The sequence below is a fragment of the Paenibacillus sp. IITD108 genome (assembly GCF_036541265.1).
Lineage (GTDB): Bacteria > Bacillota > Bacilli > Paenibacillales > Paenibacillaceae > Pristimantibacillus.
The window spans coordinates 46,200-64,519 of the sequence record NZ_JAZHCT010000031.1 but is presented as its reverse complement, the minus strand read 5'-3'; the positions used below and the strand labels follow the sequence as shown (position 1 = coordinate 64,519).

The 18,320-nt window shown below is 43.1% G+C and carries 21 protein-coding genes; 19 read left to right on the top strand and 2 right to left on the bottom strand.

Features of this window, described 5'->3' with window-relative positions:
• Positions 1-611: 611 nt before the first annotated feature.
• Positions 612-1,142, bottom strand: coding sequence for a transposase (locus V1L65_RS22250; protein ID WP_331701452.1), 531 nt, complete (start codon positions 1,140-1,142; stop codon positions 612-614).
• A 207-nt stretch (positions 1,143-1,349) separates the two neighbouring features.
• Here V1L65_RS22250 and V1L65_RS22245 point away from each other — a divergent pair, with 207 nt between their 5' ends.
• The 10 genes from V1L65_RS22245 to rsmI all read left to right on the top strand — a co-directional run bounded on the left by V1L65_RS22245 (position 1,350) and on the right by rsmI (position 9,016).
• Positions 1,350-1,547: a sigma factor G inhibitor Gin gene (locus V1L65_RS22245; protein ID WP_331701451.1), complete on the top strand. Its 198-nt coding sequence runs from the start codon at positions 1,350-1,352 to the stop codon at positions 1,545-1,547.
• A 130-nt stretch (positions 1,548-1,677) separates the two neighbouring features.
• Complete coding sequence (locus tag V1L65_RS22240) at positions 1,678-3,219, top strand: aminotransferase class I/II-fold pyridoxal phosphate-dependent enzyme (RefSeq protein ID WP_331701450.1); 1,542 nt, start codon at positions 1,678-1,680, stop codon at positions 3,217-3,219.
• A 211-nt stretch (positions 3,220-3,430) separates the two neighbouring features.
• On the top strand, positions 3,431-4,069 hold the full coding sequence (tmk, locus tag V1L65_RS22235; protein WP_331701449.1) for a dTMP kinase: 639 nt from the start codon (positions 3,431-3,433) through the stop codon (positions 4,067-4,069).
• Positions 4,070-4,215: 146 nt separating this feature from the next.
• Positions 4,216-4,545, top strand: a complete 330-nt coding sequence (locus V1L65_RS22230) for a cyclic-di-AMP receptor (protein ID WP_331701448.1) — start codon at positions 4,216-4,218, stop codon at positions 4,543-4,545.
• A gap of 17 nt (positions 4,546-4,562) precedes the next feature.
• Positions 4,563-5,006 (top strand): YaaR family protein, encoded by a 444-nt coding sequence (locus V1L65_RS22225; RefSeq protein ID WP_331701447.1) that lies wholly within the window; start codon positions 4,563-4,565, stop codon positions 5,004-5,006.
• A 72-nt stretch (positions 5,007-5,078) separates the two neighbouring features.
• On the top strand, positions 5,079-6,056 hold the full coding sequence (holB, locus tag V1L65_RS22220) for a DNA polymerase III subunit delta' (RefSeq protein WP_331701446.1): 978 nt from the start codon (positions 5,079-5,081) through the stop codon (positions 6,054-6,056).
• A 3-nt stretch (positions 6,057-6,059) separates the two neighbouring features.
• The gene (locus V1L65_RS22215) at positions 6,060-6,863 is read left to right on the top strand and encodes a PSP1 domain-containing protein (protein ID WP_331701445.1); all 804 of its coding nucleotides are present in this window, start codon (positions 6,060-6,062) and stop codon (positions 6,861-6,863) included.
• Between the two features lie 85 nt (positions 6,864-6,948).
• On the top strand, positions 6,949-7,317 hold the full coding sequence (locus V1L65_RS22210; protein ID WP_442955714.1) for an initiation-control protein YabA: 369 nt from the start codon (positions 6,949-6,951) through the stop codon (positions 7,315-7,317).
• A 143-nt stretch (positions 7,318-7,460) separates the two neighbouring features.
• Positions 7,461-8,132, top strand: coding sequence for a tRNA1(Val) (adenine(37)-N6)-methyltransferase (locus tag V1L65_RS22205; protein WP_331701462.1), 672 nt, complete (start codon positions 7,461-7,463; stop codon positions 8,130-8,132).
• Positions 8,129-9,016 carry a 16S rRNA (cytidine(1402)-2'-O)-methyltransferase gene (gene rsmI, locus V1L65_RS22200; protein WP_331701443.1) on the top strand — a complete coding sequence of 296 codons (888 nt, stop codon included), beginning with the start codon at positions 8,129-8,131 and terminating at the stop codon, positions 9,014-9,016. The genes V1L65_RS22205 and rsmI overlap by 4 nt, the downstream gene beginning before the upstream one ends.
• Before the next feature lie 130 nt (positions 9,017-9,146).
• On the opposite strand, the gene V1L65_RS22195 is transcribed toward rsmI, so the two are convergent.
• Complete coding sequence (locus V1L65_RS22195; protein ID WP_331701442.1) at positions 9,147-9,401, bottom strand: AbrB/MazE/SpoVT family DNA-binding domain-containing protein; 255 nt, start codon at positions 9,399-9,401, stop codon at positions 9,147-9,149.
• 271 nt (positions 9,402-9,672) lie between these two features.
• Here V1L65_RS22195 and V1L65_RS22190 point away from each other — a divergent pair, with 271 nt between their 5' ends.
• The 9 genes from V1L65_RS22190 to ispE all read left to right on the top strand — a co-directional run bounded on the left by V1L65_RS22190 (position 9,673) and on the right by ispE (position 18,173).
• The gene (locus V1L65_RS22190; protein WP_331701441.1) at positions 9,673-10,968 is read left to right on the top strand and encodes an HD domain-containing protein; all 1,296 of its coding nucleotides are present in this window, start codon (positions 9,673-9,675) and stop codon (positions 10,966-10,968) included.
• Between the two features lie 31 nt (positions 10,969-10,999).
• Positions 11,000-11,773: a TatD family hydrolase gene (locus V1L65_RS22185; RefSeq protein WP_331701440.1), complete on the top strand. Its 774-nt coding sequence runs from the start codon at positions 11,000-11,002 to the stop codon at positions 11,771-11,773.
• 454 nt (positions 11,774-12,227) lie between these two features.
• Positions 12,228-13,376: a ubiquitin-like domain-containing protein gene (locus V1L65_RS22180; RefSeq protein ID WP_331701439.1), complete on the top strand. Its 1,149-nt coding sequence runs from the start codon at positions 12,228-12,230 to the stop codon at positions 13,374-13,376.
• Between the two features lie 143 nt (positions 13,377-13,519).
• Positions 13,520-14,068: a ribonuclease M5 gene (gene rnmV / locus V1L65_RS22175; RefSeq protein ID WP_331701461.1), complete on the top strand. Its 549-nt coding sequence runs from the start codon at positions 13,520-13,522 to the stop codon at positions 14,066-14,068.
• 3 nt (positions 14,069-14,071) lie between these two features.
• Positions 14,072-14,980 carry a 16S rRNA (adenine(1518)-N(6)/adenine(1519)-N(6))-dimethyltransferase RsmA gene (gene rsmA / locus V1L65_RS22170; RefSeq protein WP_331701438.1) on the top strand — a complete coding sequence of 303 codons (909 nt, stop codon included), beginning with the start codon at positions 14,072-14,074 and terminating at the stop codon, positions 14,978-14,980.
• A gap of 60 nt (positions 14,981-15,040) precedes the next feature.
• On the top strand, positions 15,041-15,910 hold the full coding sequence (yabG, locus tag V1L65_RS22165; RefSeq protein WP_331701437.1) for a sporulation peptidase YabG: 870 nt from the start codon (positions 15,041-15,043) through the stop codon (positions 15,908-15,910).
• Between the two features lie 298 nt (positions 15,911-16,208).
• On the top strand, positions 16,209-16,484 hold the full coding sequence (gene veg, locus V1L65_RS22160) for a biofilm formation stimulator Veg (protein WP_331701436.1): 276 nt from the start codon (positions 16,209-16,211) through the stop codon (positions 16,482-16,484).
• 510 nt (positions 16,485-16,994) lie between these two features.
• Positions 16,995-17,180 carry a small, acid-soluble spore protein, alpha/beta type gene (locus V1L65_RS22155; RefSeq protein ID WP_331701460.1) on the top strand — a complete coding sequence of 62 codons (186 nt, stop codon included), beginning with the start codon at positions 16,995-16,997 and terminating at the stop codon, positions 17,178-17,180.
• A 132-nt stretch (positions 17,181-17,312) separates the two neighbouring features.
• Positions 17,313-18,173, top strand: a complete 861-nt coding sequence (gene ispE / locus V1L65_RS22150) for a 4-(cytidine 5'-diphospho)-2-C-methyl-D-erythritol kinase (RefSeq protein ID WP_331701435.1) — start codon at positions 17,313-17,315, stop codon at positions 18,171-18,173.
• The last annotated feature ends 147 nt before the right edge of the window (positions 18,174-18,320 follow it).

Here is an 18,320-nt window from a genome sequence, read left to right as displayed (position 1 = left end):
GCGGATCATGATAAAAGCACGGATCATGATGTTTGCGGGTAGATGATGTACCTAAGTTGTGCTCCCCATTTACGTTTGATTAATATTGCAGGAACCCTCCTCAAACAAACTAAATGGGTTTCCTCAGGCTGTTGAAAAAGTAGTGGAAACTCTAACGAATCCTAGTATCGTTATTACACCGAAAAAGCTTGTTTTGAAAATGTAACGAATCGTAGCGTGCTTATTCGTTATAAACGCTGCCCAAATGACTATTTGTTCACAGATAGCGTCTCTGTGATGCATTAAAATTTCAAAACGGGCGCGTTATGCGAAATAACGTATTCAGGATTCGTTAAAAAATGAAAGCATCCCGAGTTCCGCTCTAGGTTCCCCATCTAATGTGCTAACGGATCCTAGAAGCGCTACTTGGCCCAAAACAGCCTTTTTAAAAATCTAACGAATCTCAGCAGCCTTATTGAGGGGAAAAGGTGCTCCAAACGGTGATAATTTCACAAATAGCGCTGTGTGGATGCGTTACAATTTCAAAAGGGTCATTGATGAGGATATAGTGCTTCACAGCTTCGTTATAATTTGAGACGGCTGTGGGATCGTTTGCGCTATAATGAATCTAGCTATATTAAATAGTAGGATGCTTCAAAAGATTGCAAGCGAAGGACACCGTCTTTCGGCTGCTTGCGAAAATAAAACGCCAGAAGCAGTCGAGGAACGATTAGCCAGGCATGCCAGGAAACTAAGCTGATCATATACGAGACGGGTATCCATGGATACAATAGCGCGATTGCGCATAGCCCGACCCAGAACAAGTGGCGGTGTACGCGCCGAAATAAGGTCAAGGATATATCATTGGCTGGCTTAAAGCCGATCCAGGGCGGATTGATTCTCCATATCCATTTGCGATCAGTTGCTTCCTCAACCCGAATAAAGGTAATAAGCAAAATGACAATATGGAATAGCTGTATAGCCGCAAAGCCGGCAAACCAGGCTACCAGACCTTGAATGCCATAAGCCATCAGCTGGAATCCAAGAAATATAGCAATAATAATAAAATGGCTTTGTATGAGCTCGCGTTTTATAACTAATCTTTTCGTCAGTCTATATTGATAAACAGTTGCATGCTGCTGATCAGATAGCTGTTGTCGCATAAATATCGCCCTTCCTGATAGTAAATCTAATCAATATATCGGCCAAATCGCCAATTTTCATAATATTTTTATAGGTAAATAAGCACCCAAAGCAAGGTATACGCATACGATAAATAAATATTTGAAATAGGCTATGAAAACAGTATAAAAAGATAGAATAAGTGACATACTAGTTATACTATTATTGTTGTGAAGGTGGCGATTAGTGTGCACAATAATGTTGAATTTCAGCCTCATTGTATTATTTGCGGTTGCCAAAAGGAAAAAGAAGAAGGCATTTATATCGTATCAGAGTTCATATGTAAATCATGTGAGATGGAAATGGTCCAAACCGACGTAATGGATGAAAAATATCCTTATTTTATAAATAGAATGAAACAAATTTTAATTAAAAAAAATGCATGAGCAGCGATCTAATGCGCTGTTCTTTTTTTATCTCCTTTTTATCTCCTTCTTATCTCTTTATAGGAACGCTGCAGACATAATGGTATGATGAAGGAAGCAGCAAAAGCGGTTTTGAAAGGAATGCACAAAGATGACATTATTGAACGCGCCACTATATAAAAAACTAAAAGAACATGCAGCCGCAAAGCCTGTCAGCTTTCATGTACCTGGCCACCGGAATGGCGAAGCGTTAGCTGAGCTTACGGTCGAGACAGACTATTTGCTGGAAGCTCTTCAAACCGTAATGAAGCTAGATGTTACTGAGTTAAGCAGCACGGATGATTTGCATGATCCTCAAGGCGCTATTAGGGAGGCACAGCAATTAGCCGCCAAAACATTCGGCGCTGAGCATACTTTTTTTTTAGTGGGCGGAAGTACTTCGGGCAATTTGGCCATACTACTATCAGTGTGTGATTACGATGACATTGTTATTGTTCAGCGCAATGTACATAAATCAATTATTAATGGATTAAAGCTCGCAGGAGCAAAAGCAGTGTTCGTATCACCGCAAATAGATGAACAGACCGGATTGGCAACGATCCCCTCTGTTGAAGCGATTTCGCAAGCATTGGAGGCTTATCCCACAGCTAAGGCAGTATTTCTGACCAACCCGAATTATTATGGAATTGGCTTTAAGCTTAACCAATGGGCAAATGCTGTGCATGCCTACAATATTCCACTGCTGATTGACGAAGCGCATGGCGCGCATTACAGTCGCCATCCAGAGCTGCCCACAAGCGCTTTAGCGGCTGGCGCCGATGCAGTTGTACAGTCTACTCATAAAACGCTGCCTGCTTTAACGATGAGTGCTATGCTTCATATTCAGGGCAATCGATTAAATGTACATAAAATTCAACAAACTTTAGCGATGATTGAAAGCTCCAGCCCATCATTTCCATTATTAGTTTCCCTAGATATTTCCCGAGCAATGATTGATCAAGCCGGGCAGCAGCTGATAGAGCAAAGTATTCGTACAGCTAATGAGCTGAGAAGCTGGCTGCAGCAAAGGAATGGAGCTATACAAGCGGTTCAGCTTGATTGCCATAATAAAATAGAGCAGTTATCAAATAAATCGGATTGTAAACAGACAGATCCTCTGCGCGTTTTATTATACGACCGGACCTATGCCAACAGCGGATTCGAGCTTCAGATAATGCTGGAGGAAAATAATTGCTGGATTGAAATGTCCGATGCGAAGTACTGCGTTTTAATAGTAAGTATTGGTATGGGAATAGATTCTATTGACCCCTTGAAGCAGGCTATTACTATTATAGAAGAAAAAATTGCATGCCAGGTCAGCCAGCATACAATGAATAGAAGTAAGCAAGCAGAGCAATTACAGAATGAAGGAAGCTGGGAGCTGACGATTAGCAAGCCGGTTGTATTTAGACGTTCATTGAACACTGCACAAGTTGTAATATCAATTACACTTGAGGATGCGGAAGGCTTTGAAGCTGCAGAGCAGATTATTCCTTATCCGCCAGGTATTCCGTTACTATATGAGGGTGAAAAATGGACAAGAAGCTTAATTCATCAAGTGAGCCGCTTGGCTAAAGCAGGTGCAAGATTTCAAAACGCGTCTGATGCGGAAATGAAAACGGTCTTGGTATATGAGAAAGGTCCTGGTGTATGAGAAAGTTTAGTGAGGCAGTCATGAATAAAAATGTATAGTTTTGGTTTAATCGACAGATTATTATTCTTTGTTAAAGGTTATGCCTATTTTCGACATTGTTTGTACTGTAAGCCTTTGTTAAAATATAAGAAATTATAACTTATTATAAATCAATTTTATGATTGGGTTTTTCAACAGTCTGAATATGATATTATGGTTGGGAGCTATCCGATTGAATAGAGGACTATTTATTACATTTGAAGGCGGAGAAGGTTCAGGAAAGTCGACACTGATTGAAGCGCTTGCGAATACATTAATAAGCAAAGGGCGGTCCGTAGTGACGACCAGAGAGCCCGGCGGAATACCTATAGCCGAAAAAATCCGCGAAGTTATTTTAGACCGCAGCCATACGAGTATGGATGCAAGAACAGAAGCGCTGTTGTATGCAGCAGCGAGAAGACAGCATTTGGTGGAGAAAGTGATACCAGCGATAGAGGCGGGCTCGATTGTGCTTTGTGATCGTTTTATAGACAGCAGCCTTGCTTATCAGGGATATGCTCGCGGCCTGGGCATGGATGAGGTATGGGCGATTAATCTTTTCGCCATTCAGGAAAGGATGCCGGATCTTACTTTGTTTCTGGATCTAGAACCATCGGTCGGTCTTGCAAGAATTGCAAAGGCAGCTGAGCGTGAAGTGAATCGCCTTGATTTGGAGAAGCTAGAATTCCACGAAAGGGTTCGCACAGGTTATCAGATGCTTCTTGAGCGTCATCCCAATCGTATTGAAAGAATCAATGCTGACCAAACTAGAGATAAGGTGTTTTCTCAGGTTTTATCGATAATCGAAGCACGTTTAGCAGGAATTGCTTGATCCTGTGTCAAACTTTATAAGGATGAATAATATGTACTAAGCAAGCTTGCTCGTCCACTTAGATGGTCGGCAAAGCTGGTCAGCTATGGCTATACGAAAGAGGGCATTCCGTATCCTATTCTATTAGATTCAAGGAGGAATGAAACATGAAATTAGTTATTGCGATTATACAAGACAAGGATAGCAATCGTTTGTCGAATGCGCTTGTGCGCGAAGGCTTCAGAGCAACGAAGCTAGCTAGTACAGGCGGTTTCTTAAGAGCAGGCAATACAACTTTTATGATCGGTATAGAGGATGAGCGCGTACATGAGGTGTTTAATGTGATCAGCTCAAATTGTAAAGTGAGAGATCAATTGGTTACGCCAATTTCTCCTATGGGCGGTTCTACAGACTCCTATATACCTTTTCCTGTGGAGGTTCAGGTTGGAGGGGCTGCAGTTTTCGTTGTTCCGGTTGAACGCTTCGAACATTTCTGATTGGGTGTGACTAAATAATGAGAGTCGATCAAGGATGGCGTCCATTAGGGCAGAATCGGACGGCTAATGACTCCGCAACAAGGCCTGTTCAACCGACTAGCTTCGCCGATGTAATGGTACAAAGAGATGCAGAGCGCACGCATGAGCAGCTTCAGCAGAAGCTGCAGGATATTCATCGCCAGGGGGAACGCCTGGCTAGAATAATGTCGGTGCGAGAGCTGAAATTGTATCAGCAGATGGTAAAGCAATTTTTGGAGGATACGATCAGGCGTGGTGTCGGTCTCAAAGAAGTTAGAGGCTTCGATCGACGCGGCAGAGTTAAACGCTATAAGCTTCTTGAACAGATTGATGAAACATTGGTTTCTATGGCGGAGGAATTGCTGGATAGCGAGGAAGGCAAGCTCGAGCTGCTGAACAAGATAGGTGAAATCCGCGGCTTGTTAATTAATTTTTTGTTTTAAACGCGCCTACCCTGGGACGGCGGACCCGTTTATCCTTGCGATTGGCTGCAACGAAAGAAAGGTATGACTTAAATGAGCCTGGAACAGTTATCTGGACAATGGAAGGCGTATCGGATTTTAAAAAATGCGCTGCGAAGCGGTAAAATTTCACATGCCTATTTGTTTAATGGACCTTCTGGAACAGGGAGAATGGCCATGGCGCAAGCCTTTGCGCAGGCGTTATTTTGCACAGCTGACGGCTATGATGCTTGCGGAGAATGCCTGGAATGCCGCAAGTTTATAAATGGAAATCAACAGGATGTTACTCGCATTGCTCCTGACGGGCAATCGATCAAGATTGACCAAATAAGGGAGCTGCAGCGCGATTTATCTTATCGCAATCAGGATAGCAGACGTAAAGTATACATGATTGAACGAGCAGAGACAATGACTTTGCAGGCTGCCAATAGCCTGCTAAAGTTTTTGGAAGAGCCTATTTCCCCTATTACAGCAATATTAATCACCGACAATGGACAAGCCGTACTCCCAACTATTCGCTCACGGACCCAATGGGTGCCTTTTGTGCCGATGAACCCGGAACAGATGCTTCAAATCTTAACTGGCGAAGGATATTCGGCGGTGCTGGCAAGAGCAGCGGTGCAGTTATCATCAGGCTTGGATGGCGCGCGACAAATTCTTGAACAGAATCAGTTTGCAGAAATCAGAAGCCTAGTGATACAATTAGGTAAGGAGAGTTTGACCCGATTCACCGCGGCGATGATCACTGCCCAACAACAACTTTTCAAAACAGAGCTTATTCATCACATAGAGCTGTTGTTATCGTTATTGGTAGTTTGGTTTAAAGATTTGGTACAGTTCCAGGCCAGCAGGCAGGGCAATATCGTTTTTATAGATCAGTTAGAATGGATAGGAAATCATGCATTTGAACGCTCTACAGCAGGCTATATCGGCTGTATAGAGCATGTACTTGAAGCAAGCAAACGAATACATGCCAATGTATCTCCTCAGCTTGCATTTGAGCAACTTTTGGTAAAATTACAGGAGGGCTAGTCCTTGTATAATGTCATCGGTGTCCGCTTTAAAAAGGCGGGCAAGATCTATTACTTTGATCCGGTCGATCATCCCGTGGACAAAGATCAGCATGTTATTGTTGAAACTGCACGTGGAATCGAATATGGTAAAGTGGTGGTTGGACAGAAGCAAGTCGGTGAATCGGATGTCGTCCTCCCGCTCAAGAAAGTAATACGCATAGCAAACGATGCTGATGCTCAGCTTGTTGAAGAGAACAGAATGGCTGCTAAAAACGCGTTTCATACTTGTCTTGAGAAGATTAAAGGCCATCAGCTTCGCATGAAGCTTGTTGATGTCGAATTTACATTTGACCGCAACAAAATTATATTTTACTTTACTGCTGAAGGCAGAGTAGATTTTCGCGAACTGGTTAAAGATTTAGCAAGCGTATTTCGTACACGCATTGAGCTGCGTCAAATCGGCGTGCGGGATGAAGCGAAAATGCTGGGCGGAATCGGGCCTTGTGGAAGAATACTGTGCTGCTCTTCATGGCTGGGCGATTTTGAGCCGGTATCGATTAAGATGGCCAAGGATCAAAATTTATCGCTTAATCCAACCAAAATTTCTGGGTTATGCGGCCGGTTGATGTGCTGTTTGAAGTACGAGCATGACAACTACGAAAGCGTAAAAGAAGAGCTTCCAAGTGTAGGCAAGCATGTTATTACCTCACTGGGAGAAGGCAAGGTTACTGGTATTAATGCAACTGCAAAAACCGTCTATGTGCAGCTGTTTGATGTGCCAGGCAAGCCTAAAGAAATGTCATTAGACGATGTTGTACTCAAGTAGACAATAGTATGACTGACTTGCGGAGATATCTCCGCATTAGAAACTCTGGGGTGGGAACTTGGAGAAGAATGATGTTTTTTCACAAATGGATGAAATGCAAAATCGGTTAGGTACTTTTCATGCAGAGCTTGGTACGCTTAAGCGTAAAGTAAAAGAGCTGCTTGAAGAGAACAAGCGGCTTAGTATTGAGAATAATCAGCTGCGTCAAGTGCTGAAGCGAGAGCGCCATGCTCCTGCCTTACAGCAGGATGTAACTGAGCAGACTCCAGCTGAGCAGCTGCAGGCTAGCGGGCAAGCAAGTCAGCATCATGATATGCCAACTTCTGCGGTTGGCGAGGGCTATGATAATTTGACGCGCTTGTATCACGAAGGGTTCCATATATGCAATGTATATTATGGACATTTGCGAACAGAAGGAGATTGCCTGTTCTGCCTTTCCTTCCTAAATAAATAGTGGAATCAAAGTAGACAAGCCGTCCTTTATGCAGAGGACGGCATTGTTTTGTTTTACAATATAAGCAGGAATGAATATAAAGGAGAGGCTAATGCTTGACTGAACATGTATTATTGCAGGAAAACGAACGAATAGATGACTTAATGACACCGTCTGAGCTGAAAATCATTCAAAGCAGAGACGTATTTAGCTTTTCATTAGATGCTGTATTATTATCCCGTTTTGCCTCGATTCCGCCTAAAGGGCGTATCGCTGATTTATGCACGGGCAATGGGGTTATACCTATATTATTATCTGATCGCACAAAGGCCGCGATTGATGCGGTGGAAATTCAGCCAAGGCTGGCCGATATGGCAAAACGAAGCGTTGCAATGAATAATTTGGCTGGCCAAATCAACGTTATTGAGCATGATCTGCGCACATTCCCCAAAACAGCCGGCAATGGCGTATATGATGCGGTTACTGTTAATCCGCCTTATATGACACTGGCTTCTGGCGAGGCTAATACTAACGAGCATTACGCAATCGCCAGGCATGAGATTTTTTGTACGATTGATGATGTTGCGCAGGCTTGCTCTCGTATAGTAAGGCCTGGGGGTAAAGTATCGATGGTGCATAGGCCATCTCGGCTGCTTGATATAATAGAAGCATTGAGACGATGGAGGCTGGAGCCTAAGCGCATTCAGTTTGTGCATCCAAATAGAAGTACAGAAGCCAATATGGTGCTTATTGAAGCGATGCGTGATGGGAAGCCTGATATTAAGCTGTTGCCGCCAATAATGGTTTACGATGATAAAGGAGTACAAATTGTATGAATAGACAAAAAAGCTTTATCCATACTGCAGGCACTGACACAAAAGGCATTCTGTATCTTGTAGGTACGCCTATTGGCAACCTGGAAGACATGACGATGCGCGCCATAAGGATATTAAAGGAAGTAGAGCTGATAGCTGCTGAGGATACGAGACAGACTCGCAAGCTGCTTGCTCATTTTGACATACACACTCGTCTGGTAAGCTATCACGAGCATAATAAACTCGACAGCGGTCCAGAGCTTATAAAATTATTGCAAGAAGGCCAATCGATAGCTCTGGTCAGCGACGCAGGCTTGCCTGCTATTTCCGATCCGGGCGCTGATTTGGTTAAAGAGGCGGTAGAGCAGCAAATTGCCGTCGTACCCATTCCAGGAGCTAATGCTGCTTTGTCTGCATTAATTGTTTCCGGCTTGTCTACCGAGCAATTTATGTTCGCAGGTTTTCCGCCGCGTGACCGTAAAGCCAGAAATAGCTGGCTGGAGGAGCTGAGAGGGGTTAAAGCGACATTAATTATGTACGAATCGCCGCATCGTATAAAAAAGACCTGCCAAGCGATGCTGGACAGCTTGGGAAATAGGCAAATTGCAATTGTAAGGGAGCTGACTAAGCGGCATGAAGAGGTGCTGCGCGGCACGCTGCTTGAAAGTATGGAATGGTTTGAGGCAAATGATCCGCTTGGGGAATATTGTCTTGTTATTGAAGGCGCATCTGAGCAAGAGGCAAAGGAGCTGCAGCAAGCGGAGCAATGGTGGAAAGAGTTGGATATCGAATCGCATGTTGCTCATTACGAAAAGACGATGAGCCGCAAGGAGGCAATCAAACAGACTGCGCTTGATCGTGGTGTCCCAAAACGAGATGTATATAATGAAGTAATACGTTCGTAAGTTATTTGAGAATGTTGTATTTCTACAAAAAAAAGGACCTTCCTGGCCGGGTTCTAGCGCAGGAAGGCATCAAGGAGTATAAAAAGGTTAGAATTAATATAGTTGATATTTTGATTATAACCTATTTCTTTTATTTTGTCACAGGAGAAGGCATTTCCTCTAAACAAATATGACAAACTATTTTTCCTTTAAAGTAAGATACGTTCTCAGCATTGCCGCAGAAGATACATGCAGGCTCGTATTTTTTCAACATAATACGTTCGCCATCTACATAAATCTCAAGAGCATCCTTCTCGCCAATACCTAGGGTACGGCGCAATTCAATTGGAATAACTACACGGCCAAGCTCATCTACTTTACGTACGATACCAGTAGATTTCATCATAAATGTATCAGTCCTCTCTTTAAATGAAAAACGGCACAATTCGACATTGTTAAACAATGTTTTAAGTATATAATACCAACTCTTCCCAAAACAGTCAACCTAATTCATTGGAGGAAAACCCATAAACATAGGTGTTTAGACAGAAATAGGAACTATAAACACAAGATATAGGATACAATAAATTATCCGATATGGAAACTATTTTACGACACTTTTCGACAAAATACAATCGGTTTGTGTCGAATATATGAACGTGAAGGAGATGGGAAATATGCAAGCACAGCTGTCGGAAGAAAAAGTTTTTAAAGACCCGGTACATAATTATATTTATGTCCAGGATGAAACCATTTGGAATTTAATTAATACAAAGGAATTCCAACGCTTGCGCCGTATTCGGCAGTTGGGCACCTCATATTTAACATTCCATGGCGCTGAGCATAGCAGGTTCTCGCATTCACTAGGAGTCTATGAAATAACACGCAAAATTATTTCTAGATTTGAAAGAAATGAGTATGCAGATTGGCCGAAGGAGGAAAGGCTTGTTTCATTATGCGCGGCACTGCTGCACGATGTCGGTCATGGGCCTTTTTCCCATTCGCTTGAGGAAGTATTCGATACAGACCACGAGGAATGGACTTGTGAGATTTTGCTTGGTGATACGGAGATAAATAAAGTTTTGCGGCAAGTATCTGATAGCTTCCCGCATGATGTCGCTGCTGTTATCCGCAAGACGTATAAAGAGCCGATTGTAGTCAGCTTGATTTCCAGTCAAATGGATGCCGACCGAATGGATTATTTGCTGCGTGATGCTTATTTTACAGGGGTCAATTATGGGAATTTTGATTTAGAGCGCATATTGCGAGTATTGCGCCCTTATAAAGGGAAAATTGTAGTGAAGGAAAGTGGTATGCATGCAGTAGAGCATTATTTGATGTCTCGCTACCAAATGTACTGGCAGGTTTATTTCCATCCTGTAACGCGCAGCTCGGAAATTATTTTAAGACAAATATTTCGCAGAGCGCAGGAGTTATATCAGCAAGGCTACGTTTTTAATTGGATGATTCCTTCATTAGAGCATTTGATTAGCAATACATTAACGCTTTCCCATTATTTAAAGCTGGATGAAGCGCTCGCGCAGACCGCATTTGTTCAGTGGGCGGAGGAGAAGGATGAGCTGCTCCGCGATCTATGCCGGCGCTTTATGGACCGCAAGCTGTACAAGTATATTGCGATCGAACAATTTAATGAAAACGAACATGCATCTATAATAGAAGAAATGATTTCATTAGGGATGCATCCAAACTATCATATGGAAATTGATTTTCCATATGACAAGCCTTATGATGTTTATCGCCCGGATGGAACAAACGGGAAAAAGAAAGAAAAAACACCAATTTTGCTGTTGGATGATCAGGAGCAAATTAGTGAAATTTCTGTTAAATCTGACATTGTTCGTTCGATCACGGGACTGCGGCAAGGGCAGCACCACCTCTATTATCCAATTGAGGCGCTGCGTGACCGTATGCATGAAATGTCCCCGAAACTTAAGGATTGGTTTAAAATATAACAGCAGTTATTTGTAAAGGAGAAGTTTTTAAATGCCATCATTATTTGACACACACACACATATGGATGCACCTCAATATGACGAGGATCGTCATGAAATGATAAATAGAGCGATTGAAGCGGGCGTGGAATTATTTGTTAATATTGGGTTTAATCGCGAAACAATCCCAACCACTCTGGCTTTGGCAGATCAGTATAAACAAATTTTTGCAGCGATTGGCTGGCATCCGGTAGATAGCATATTTATGCAAGAAGGCGATTTGGAATGGATTGAAGAGTTGACCAAGCATCCCAAAGTAGTGGCAATTGGCGAAATTGGTCTGGATTATCATTGGGATACGTCGCCTAAGGATGTTCAGCAGCGTGTATTTAGAGAACAGATTCGACTGGCCAAAAAATTGGGCAAGCCGATTGTCATTCACAACAGAGATGCTCATGAAGACATTGTGCGAATTCTTAAAGAAGAAAAGGCGGATGAGGTCGGAGGCGTTATGCACTGCTTCTCAGGCAGTTGGGAAACCGCCAAAAAATGTCTGGATATGAACTTTTACATTTCATTCGGCGGACCGATTACTTTTAAAAATGCAAGGGTGCCGAAAGAGGTGCTTTTTAATACTCCGCTGGATAAAATTTTGATCGAAACCGACTCCCCATATCTTACTCCACATCCATTTCGTGGTAAAAGAAATGAGTCCGGATATGTATCACTGGTCGCACAGTCAGCAGCCGAAATTAAGGGTTTAACAGTGGAGGAAATAGGGGCAATTACGATGGAAAACGGTAAAAAATGTTTCGGCATAGAATAAAAACAAGCGTAAACGAGAGATTTAAAGAGATTATCCACGTAAAAACTAATTTTTGTAGGGGAAATCAATTAATTTTTCCTCAAATAATCTGTTTTTTAATGAAAATCGTCTTTTATCTCGTCTTTACAATTATGCTCGAGTGAGGTTATGATTCATTTCAGAGCTTTACATTTTGTATTGGATTTCCAATATCGCGAGCTTGGTTTACTCTCTAAATCCTTCTCTGATTTATCAGTTTATCGTGATCACATAGAAGAGGTCGGGAAGGCCGTCCACCCGGGACAAAGTTAATGGACTAGACAGCTTGAGCAGAGAATGATCAAATCTGAGCAAATGTCTAAGGAGAGAACAGCGTTATTGGACAGCGTGCAGCATGCACGCCAATATATTATAGTCGCGTCAGTTGTAACATGCGTAAAACTTGGCGGCGGGACTATGAAGGAGGACCGATGAAGTGGGATCAATCCAACTAGATGACACCCATGGGAAACGATCATCCAGAATGTCTTTCGCAATGCGATGGAAGCATGGAAACTTGCGTTTGATTATTTTGAGCGCTGCGATCTCAATCGCTATGACTTTCATGTTTTTGGTGTTGTTGTACGGTACGGCTGTCAAAAGCGTATCCGTAGTAGTTAATGGACAAGAGACTATTGTGCAAACAAAACAATGGGTCCTGCAACGCCTACTGGATGAACAAGCTATTGCAATTGGGCCTTATGACAAGGTATCCGTTCCTTTAAATTCATCAATCAAGGACGGAGATCGTATTGAGGTGACTCATGCGATACCGGTTGTAGTAAAAGCTGATGGCAAGACATTAACAGTGCACACGACAGAGAAGACTGTACAAGGTGCGATTAAGGAACTAAATCTATCCGTTCGTGATGATGATAAAATAACTCCAGCATTGGATTCTGCTATTGATAACAAAACAGCAGTGACTATTGTACGTGTCGATACAAAGCTGACTTCAGAGGAACGAGCCGTTCCATTCTCTATCGTGAAGAAAGAAGACCCTAATCTTGAGATTGGCAAGGAGAAAGTTGTCCAAACCGGCAAGGAAGGCGTCATCGTGGAAAAGATCGAAGAGAAGTATGAGGATGGCGTTTTAATTTCTAACAAAATGGTTAGCGAGGTAGTTGAACAGAAAGCCGTTGACCATGTTGTAGCGGTTGGAACAAAGAAGCCGGAGCCTAAGGTGACGGTTCTGAGCAATTCCAGCCCAAGTGTAACGTCTGTGACAAAAGGCGGCGCTACCTTCAACGCTAAAAAAGTGTTGAAGAATGTTACGCTGACTGCCTATCATGCCGGCGTCGAGTCAACAGGCAAGGATGAAAGCCATCCGCAGTATGGGCTTACCGCTTCAGGCACAAAGGTGACCGAAGGAAGAACGATTGCAGTCGATCCTAGCGTGATACCTATGGGCTGGTGGGTTTATATCGAAGGAATCGGGTTCCGCCGTGCTGAAGACAAAGGCGGAGCGATTAAAGGCAACAAAATTGACGTTTATTTCGAGAGCAGCAAAGCTGTCAATAAATTTGGCCGAAAGAAAGGCTACACGGTTTATGTTATTGGACCGAAGAAGCCTGCTTCCAGCTAATCTCTGAATGAACAATGAAATATTGCCATCATTAATTTCATATGTCATCATAGGAAGGGGCGCTGCCTCTTCTTTTTTTAATTATATTGAAGTTTAAGGAATACAATAAAGGCATGCGAGTCGAAAGGGAAGGAATGATCTTAGTGATTAAGGAGATCATTGTAGTAGAGGGAAAAGACGATACAGCGGCTATTAAGCGGGCTGTTGAAGCAGATACAATTGAAACAAACGGCTCTGCAATCGGCGAGGACGTATTAAGGAGAATCAAGCTTGCCAATGAGAGGCGCGGAATTATAATCTTTACAGACCCTGATCATGCGGGAGAGCGCATCCGCAAAATTGTTGCGCAGCACGCGCCAGGATGCAAGCATGCGTTTCTGCCGCAGGAGCTTACCACTCATAAGGGAGATATAGGCATTGAGAATGCCAGCCCGGAATCGATCCGTCAGGCGCTGTCAGAGCTGCGTACGGAGTCTGAGCAGACACAAGGGGAAGTGACCTGGGACGATCTCATGGAAGCCAGGCTCATTGTTGATGCCAATGCTTCTGCACGCCGCCTGGAAATGGGCAAGCTGCTTGGCATCGGTTATGCTAACGGCAAGCAGTTTTATAAACGCTGCACAAGCTTTCAAATTACAAAAGCAGAATTTGAAAATGCACTTCGTATTATGGAACAAAAATTGGAGGAGTAGCAATTGAGTGAGCAAGCATATAAAGGGAATCAGCCATCGCATGCAGGAGATGTGGCTACTCCTAAGCGTACGAAAGAAATTATTGCAAAATACGGATTTTCATTCAAAAAGAGCCTGGGACAAAATTTTTTAATTGATCAAAATATTCTTAATAAAATTGTGGCGGCAGCACAGCTTGACGCAAGCAAAGCAGCTCTAGAGATTGGCCCGGGGATAGGAGCCCTGACACAGCGTCTGGCGGCTTCAGCAGCCACTGTAACGGCCGTAGAGATTGATAACCGCTTAATTCCGATATTGAATGATATTTTTGCGGATAATGATCATGTCTCGATCGTACATGGCGATGTATTGAAGCTTGACCTGCAGAATCTGTTCAAAGAGAAATTTTCACCTGATCAGAAAGTTAGCGTCGTGGCTAATCTGCCCTATTATGTGACAACACCTATTTTGATGAAGCTGCTTGAAGAGCGCTTACCCCTGGAGCATATCGTGGTTATGATCCAGAAGGAAGTAGCTGACCGTATGGCTGCAAGTCCGGGCGGGAAGGAGTATGGAAGCTTGAGCGTGGCGGTACAGTATTACTGCAAGCCGGAGCTTGTATGTATCGTTCCGCATTCCGTATTTATTCCGCAACCCAATGTAGACTCAGCTGTCATAAAGCTTACACTGCGTGATAAGCCTGCAGTTGATGTTCCGAACGAAGAGCATTATTTTAAAGTTGTTCAAGCTTGCTTTGCGCAGAGACGCAAAACATTGGCCAACAACCTTACAGCATTTGTAGGCAAGGAGAAGCGCGAGGAGCTGCTTACACTGCTTGCAGAGCTTGAGATCGATCCGACTCGCCGCGGCGAGACGCTATCGCTTGAAGAATTTGCGCGCATAAGCCGCAGTTTTTTAGAACGAGGCTGGTAAAAATTTCGTATCACCAATTGACATGTCCTTCCATAGGATAGACGAAGAGGTGATTTACCTATGAGGCAAGGAGACTTAGTCGTCCGCAAATCGTATGGCGGTGACGTATTATTTCGTGTGGAAGCCATCCGACCAAAAGCTGATCAAGCTTTGCTGAAGGGCACCGACTATCGTCTAGTGGCAGACTCCCCTATCGAGGATCTAACGATTGTAGATGATCCTAATTCCATGAAGGCAACGCAAGAAGTTCGTATAAAAGTGAACGAATCCATTAAAAAAATTCATACCTACCGCAAAAAGCATACACCTGGCTTAGAACATTTTGCGCGGCTGACACAGCCAGCACAGAGCTCTCCCTATTTTGAGGTGCCGGGCAAGGTGCTCCATCTTGACGGAGACGGAAACTATCTCAAAAAAAGCATGGAGCTATATAAAACCATGAACGTACCGGCATATGGCATTCACGCCCAGGAAGCTCAAATGGCTGATATTTTATTTCGCGTGCTGCCGGAAGTAAAGCCTGATATTGTTGTAATAACTGGGCATGACGGTTTGATCAAACATAGATCAGGAACGGACCATTACAGCCTTTCCAGCTACAAAAATTCTCAGAATTTTGTAAATGCTGTTCGAGTAGCGAGGCAGTATGAGAAAAATCGCGATGGTCTTGTCGTTATAGCTGGGGCATGCCAATCGCATTTTGAAGCGCTAATGCACATAGGCTCGAATTTTGCCAGCTCTCCAGGTCGAATATTAATACATGCATTAGACCCTGTTTACATTGCTATTAAAGCCAGCCTCACCTCTATACGCGATTCGATTAATTTGAAGGAAGTTATTGAAGGAACTATAAGCGGAATAGACGGTGTGGGTGGAATTGAAACTTTGGGAAAATATCGTGTAGGGCTTCCTAGAACGAATACAATGTAAGCATTGTATTCGTTTTTTTAAATATAGGAAAGTATAAGTTTTTCACCTTATACCTATTCCTATATTTCACCGAGAAACGGCACATCCTTAGCCAAGGACGCGCAGCGTTTCTTCTTGTATTACGCTTGTCCAAAATTAAGGAAATAATTGGTTATCCTTGTTTAAAAAATTTTTTTAATGGATTTTTACTAATTTGACCGTTGACAAGAGAAATGAACCACTGTTATAATATTTTGTTAAATTTGACAAGCCCGCTTTTTTTGGTTATAATAATCAAAGAAAGAGGTGGTAGTGGTCAATGGCTAAAAACGTGCTATTGGATATTAAACGCAGTTTGGAAGCTCATGTGGGCTCCAAAATCCGTCTCAGAGCAAATGGTGGTCGTCGCAAAACAGTTGAGCGTACCGGTACATTGGAAGAGACCTACCCATCTGTTTTTATTGTTAAGCTAGATGAGGAGCAAAATGCATTTAAACGTGTCTCCTACAGTTACGCGGATATTCTTACCGAATCGGTGGAAGTAACCGTATGTAATGATGAGGGACAGGTACGTATTGCTTATCTTCAACCATAAAGTAATTTTAGATGAATAATAGCCTTAAGTTGGCTTACTGGCGCAGACCTTGGTCTGCGCTTTTTTTTTGTTTAGGAAATTATGCATCAGTTAAAATTGTGGATAAGTATGTCGAGCTCGAATTGATCCTAATAATGCGGACACTGATGTCCATTAGCGCTCATATTTCGCCAACTTCCACTTTCTAGCGGACAGAAAAGTCCGTTAGCGGGAAAAAAGCTAGAAAATTCGGCGGAATGTTCTTCTAATGGTCATAAGTGTCCGCATACACAACAAAAAGACTGCTTTTTTGGTTCTAACGGTCATGGATGTCCGCACCGCAAATAACATCGCATCGTTTGTTCTTTGCACACGATGATGGCAAGTTAGGTCACCGATAGGTGATTTTGTTCTTCGAATTCTAACTGATTAATGATTTACGTGGGCAATTATTGGAGTGAATGCGGACGCAGTGCTTGATGCATACTAATGTTGTGCCATATTACTTCTTACATGAAAGGAAGATGGGTTATGGGGCGCAGAAGACGCAGTGTAATGTCTGAGGAGCTGAAATATGAGCTTGCCAAGGATCTGGGTTTTTACGATACGGTGCAGCAGGAAGGCTGGGGCAGCATACGGGCTAAGGATGCCGGCAATATGGTAAAACGCGCTATTCAACTGGCTGAGGAAGCAGCGGCCAAATCGTACAAGCCCTAGGGCTTAGGCTCAAAAGGAAGTTCAAAAAGAGCGGAGCGCTGAATTAAAAAAGCTACATTCAGCGCTTCGCTTTTATTGTAATCGTTTGTTATAATGTACCTTAAGCTTATGACGAACGGGTGAATCTATTAGATGAAAATTTATGAAAAAGCGCCTGCCAAAATTAATTTATTACTAGATGTTTTACGTAAAAGAGAAGATGGCTACCATGAAGTAGAAATGATCATGACAATGGTAGATTTGGCAGATCGGCTTGAGATGGAGCCGCTATCTAGAGATACGATCATTATTTCCAGCCAGGTAGGTTATATCCCTTTGGATGAGAAGAACTTGGCGTTCCAGGCTGCTAGACTTATTAAAGAACGATACAATGTGCGACAAGGTGTATATATACATTTGGATAAAAAAATACCAGTTGCAGCTGGACTTGCAGGAGGAAGCAGCGACGCGGCTGCCACACTGCGCGGATTAAACCGATTGTGGGGGCTGAACATCCCTGAGCAGGAGCTATGCCAGCTCGGAGCGGAGCTGGGCTCCGATGTGCCATTTTGTGTAACAGGCGGCACTGCTATCGCTAGAGGGCGTGGAGAGCAGCTTGAACCGATTCATCAGCCGCCGCAATGCTGGGTCGTTCTGGCTAAACCGCCGATCAATGTATCGACAGCGGATGTATATGGGAAATTCAGAGTTGAGCATATTAAGCAGCACCCTTCAATAGCGGCAATGAATGCGGCTCTTGCCAGTGGATCTTTTGCGCAGATGTGCGCGCAGCTAGGCAATGTTCTGGAGTCGGTAACGCTTAATATGTACCCTGAGGTACTTCAGCTTAAGGAAAGCATGATAAAGCTTGGAGCAGACGGCGTGCTTATGTCAGGCAGCGGGCCGACCGTATTTGGACTTGTATCCAAAGAGGCGAAGCTGCCAAGAATATATAACGGACTAAGAGGTTTTTGCAAAGAAGTATACGTCGTTCGCATGCTCACCTCTAAGTGATATTTTATTTGAAATATAAGATTTTATTAGTTATTTGTATTCGTTGGTAAACGGACCTCCCAAAAGAATGGCGAAGCCGTTTATCCTTGATATATAGGGAAGTATAAGTATTCATCTTATACCTGTTCCTATATTTTATCGGTAAAC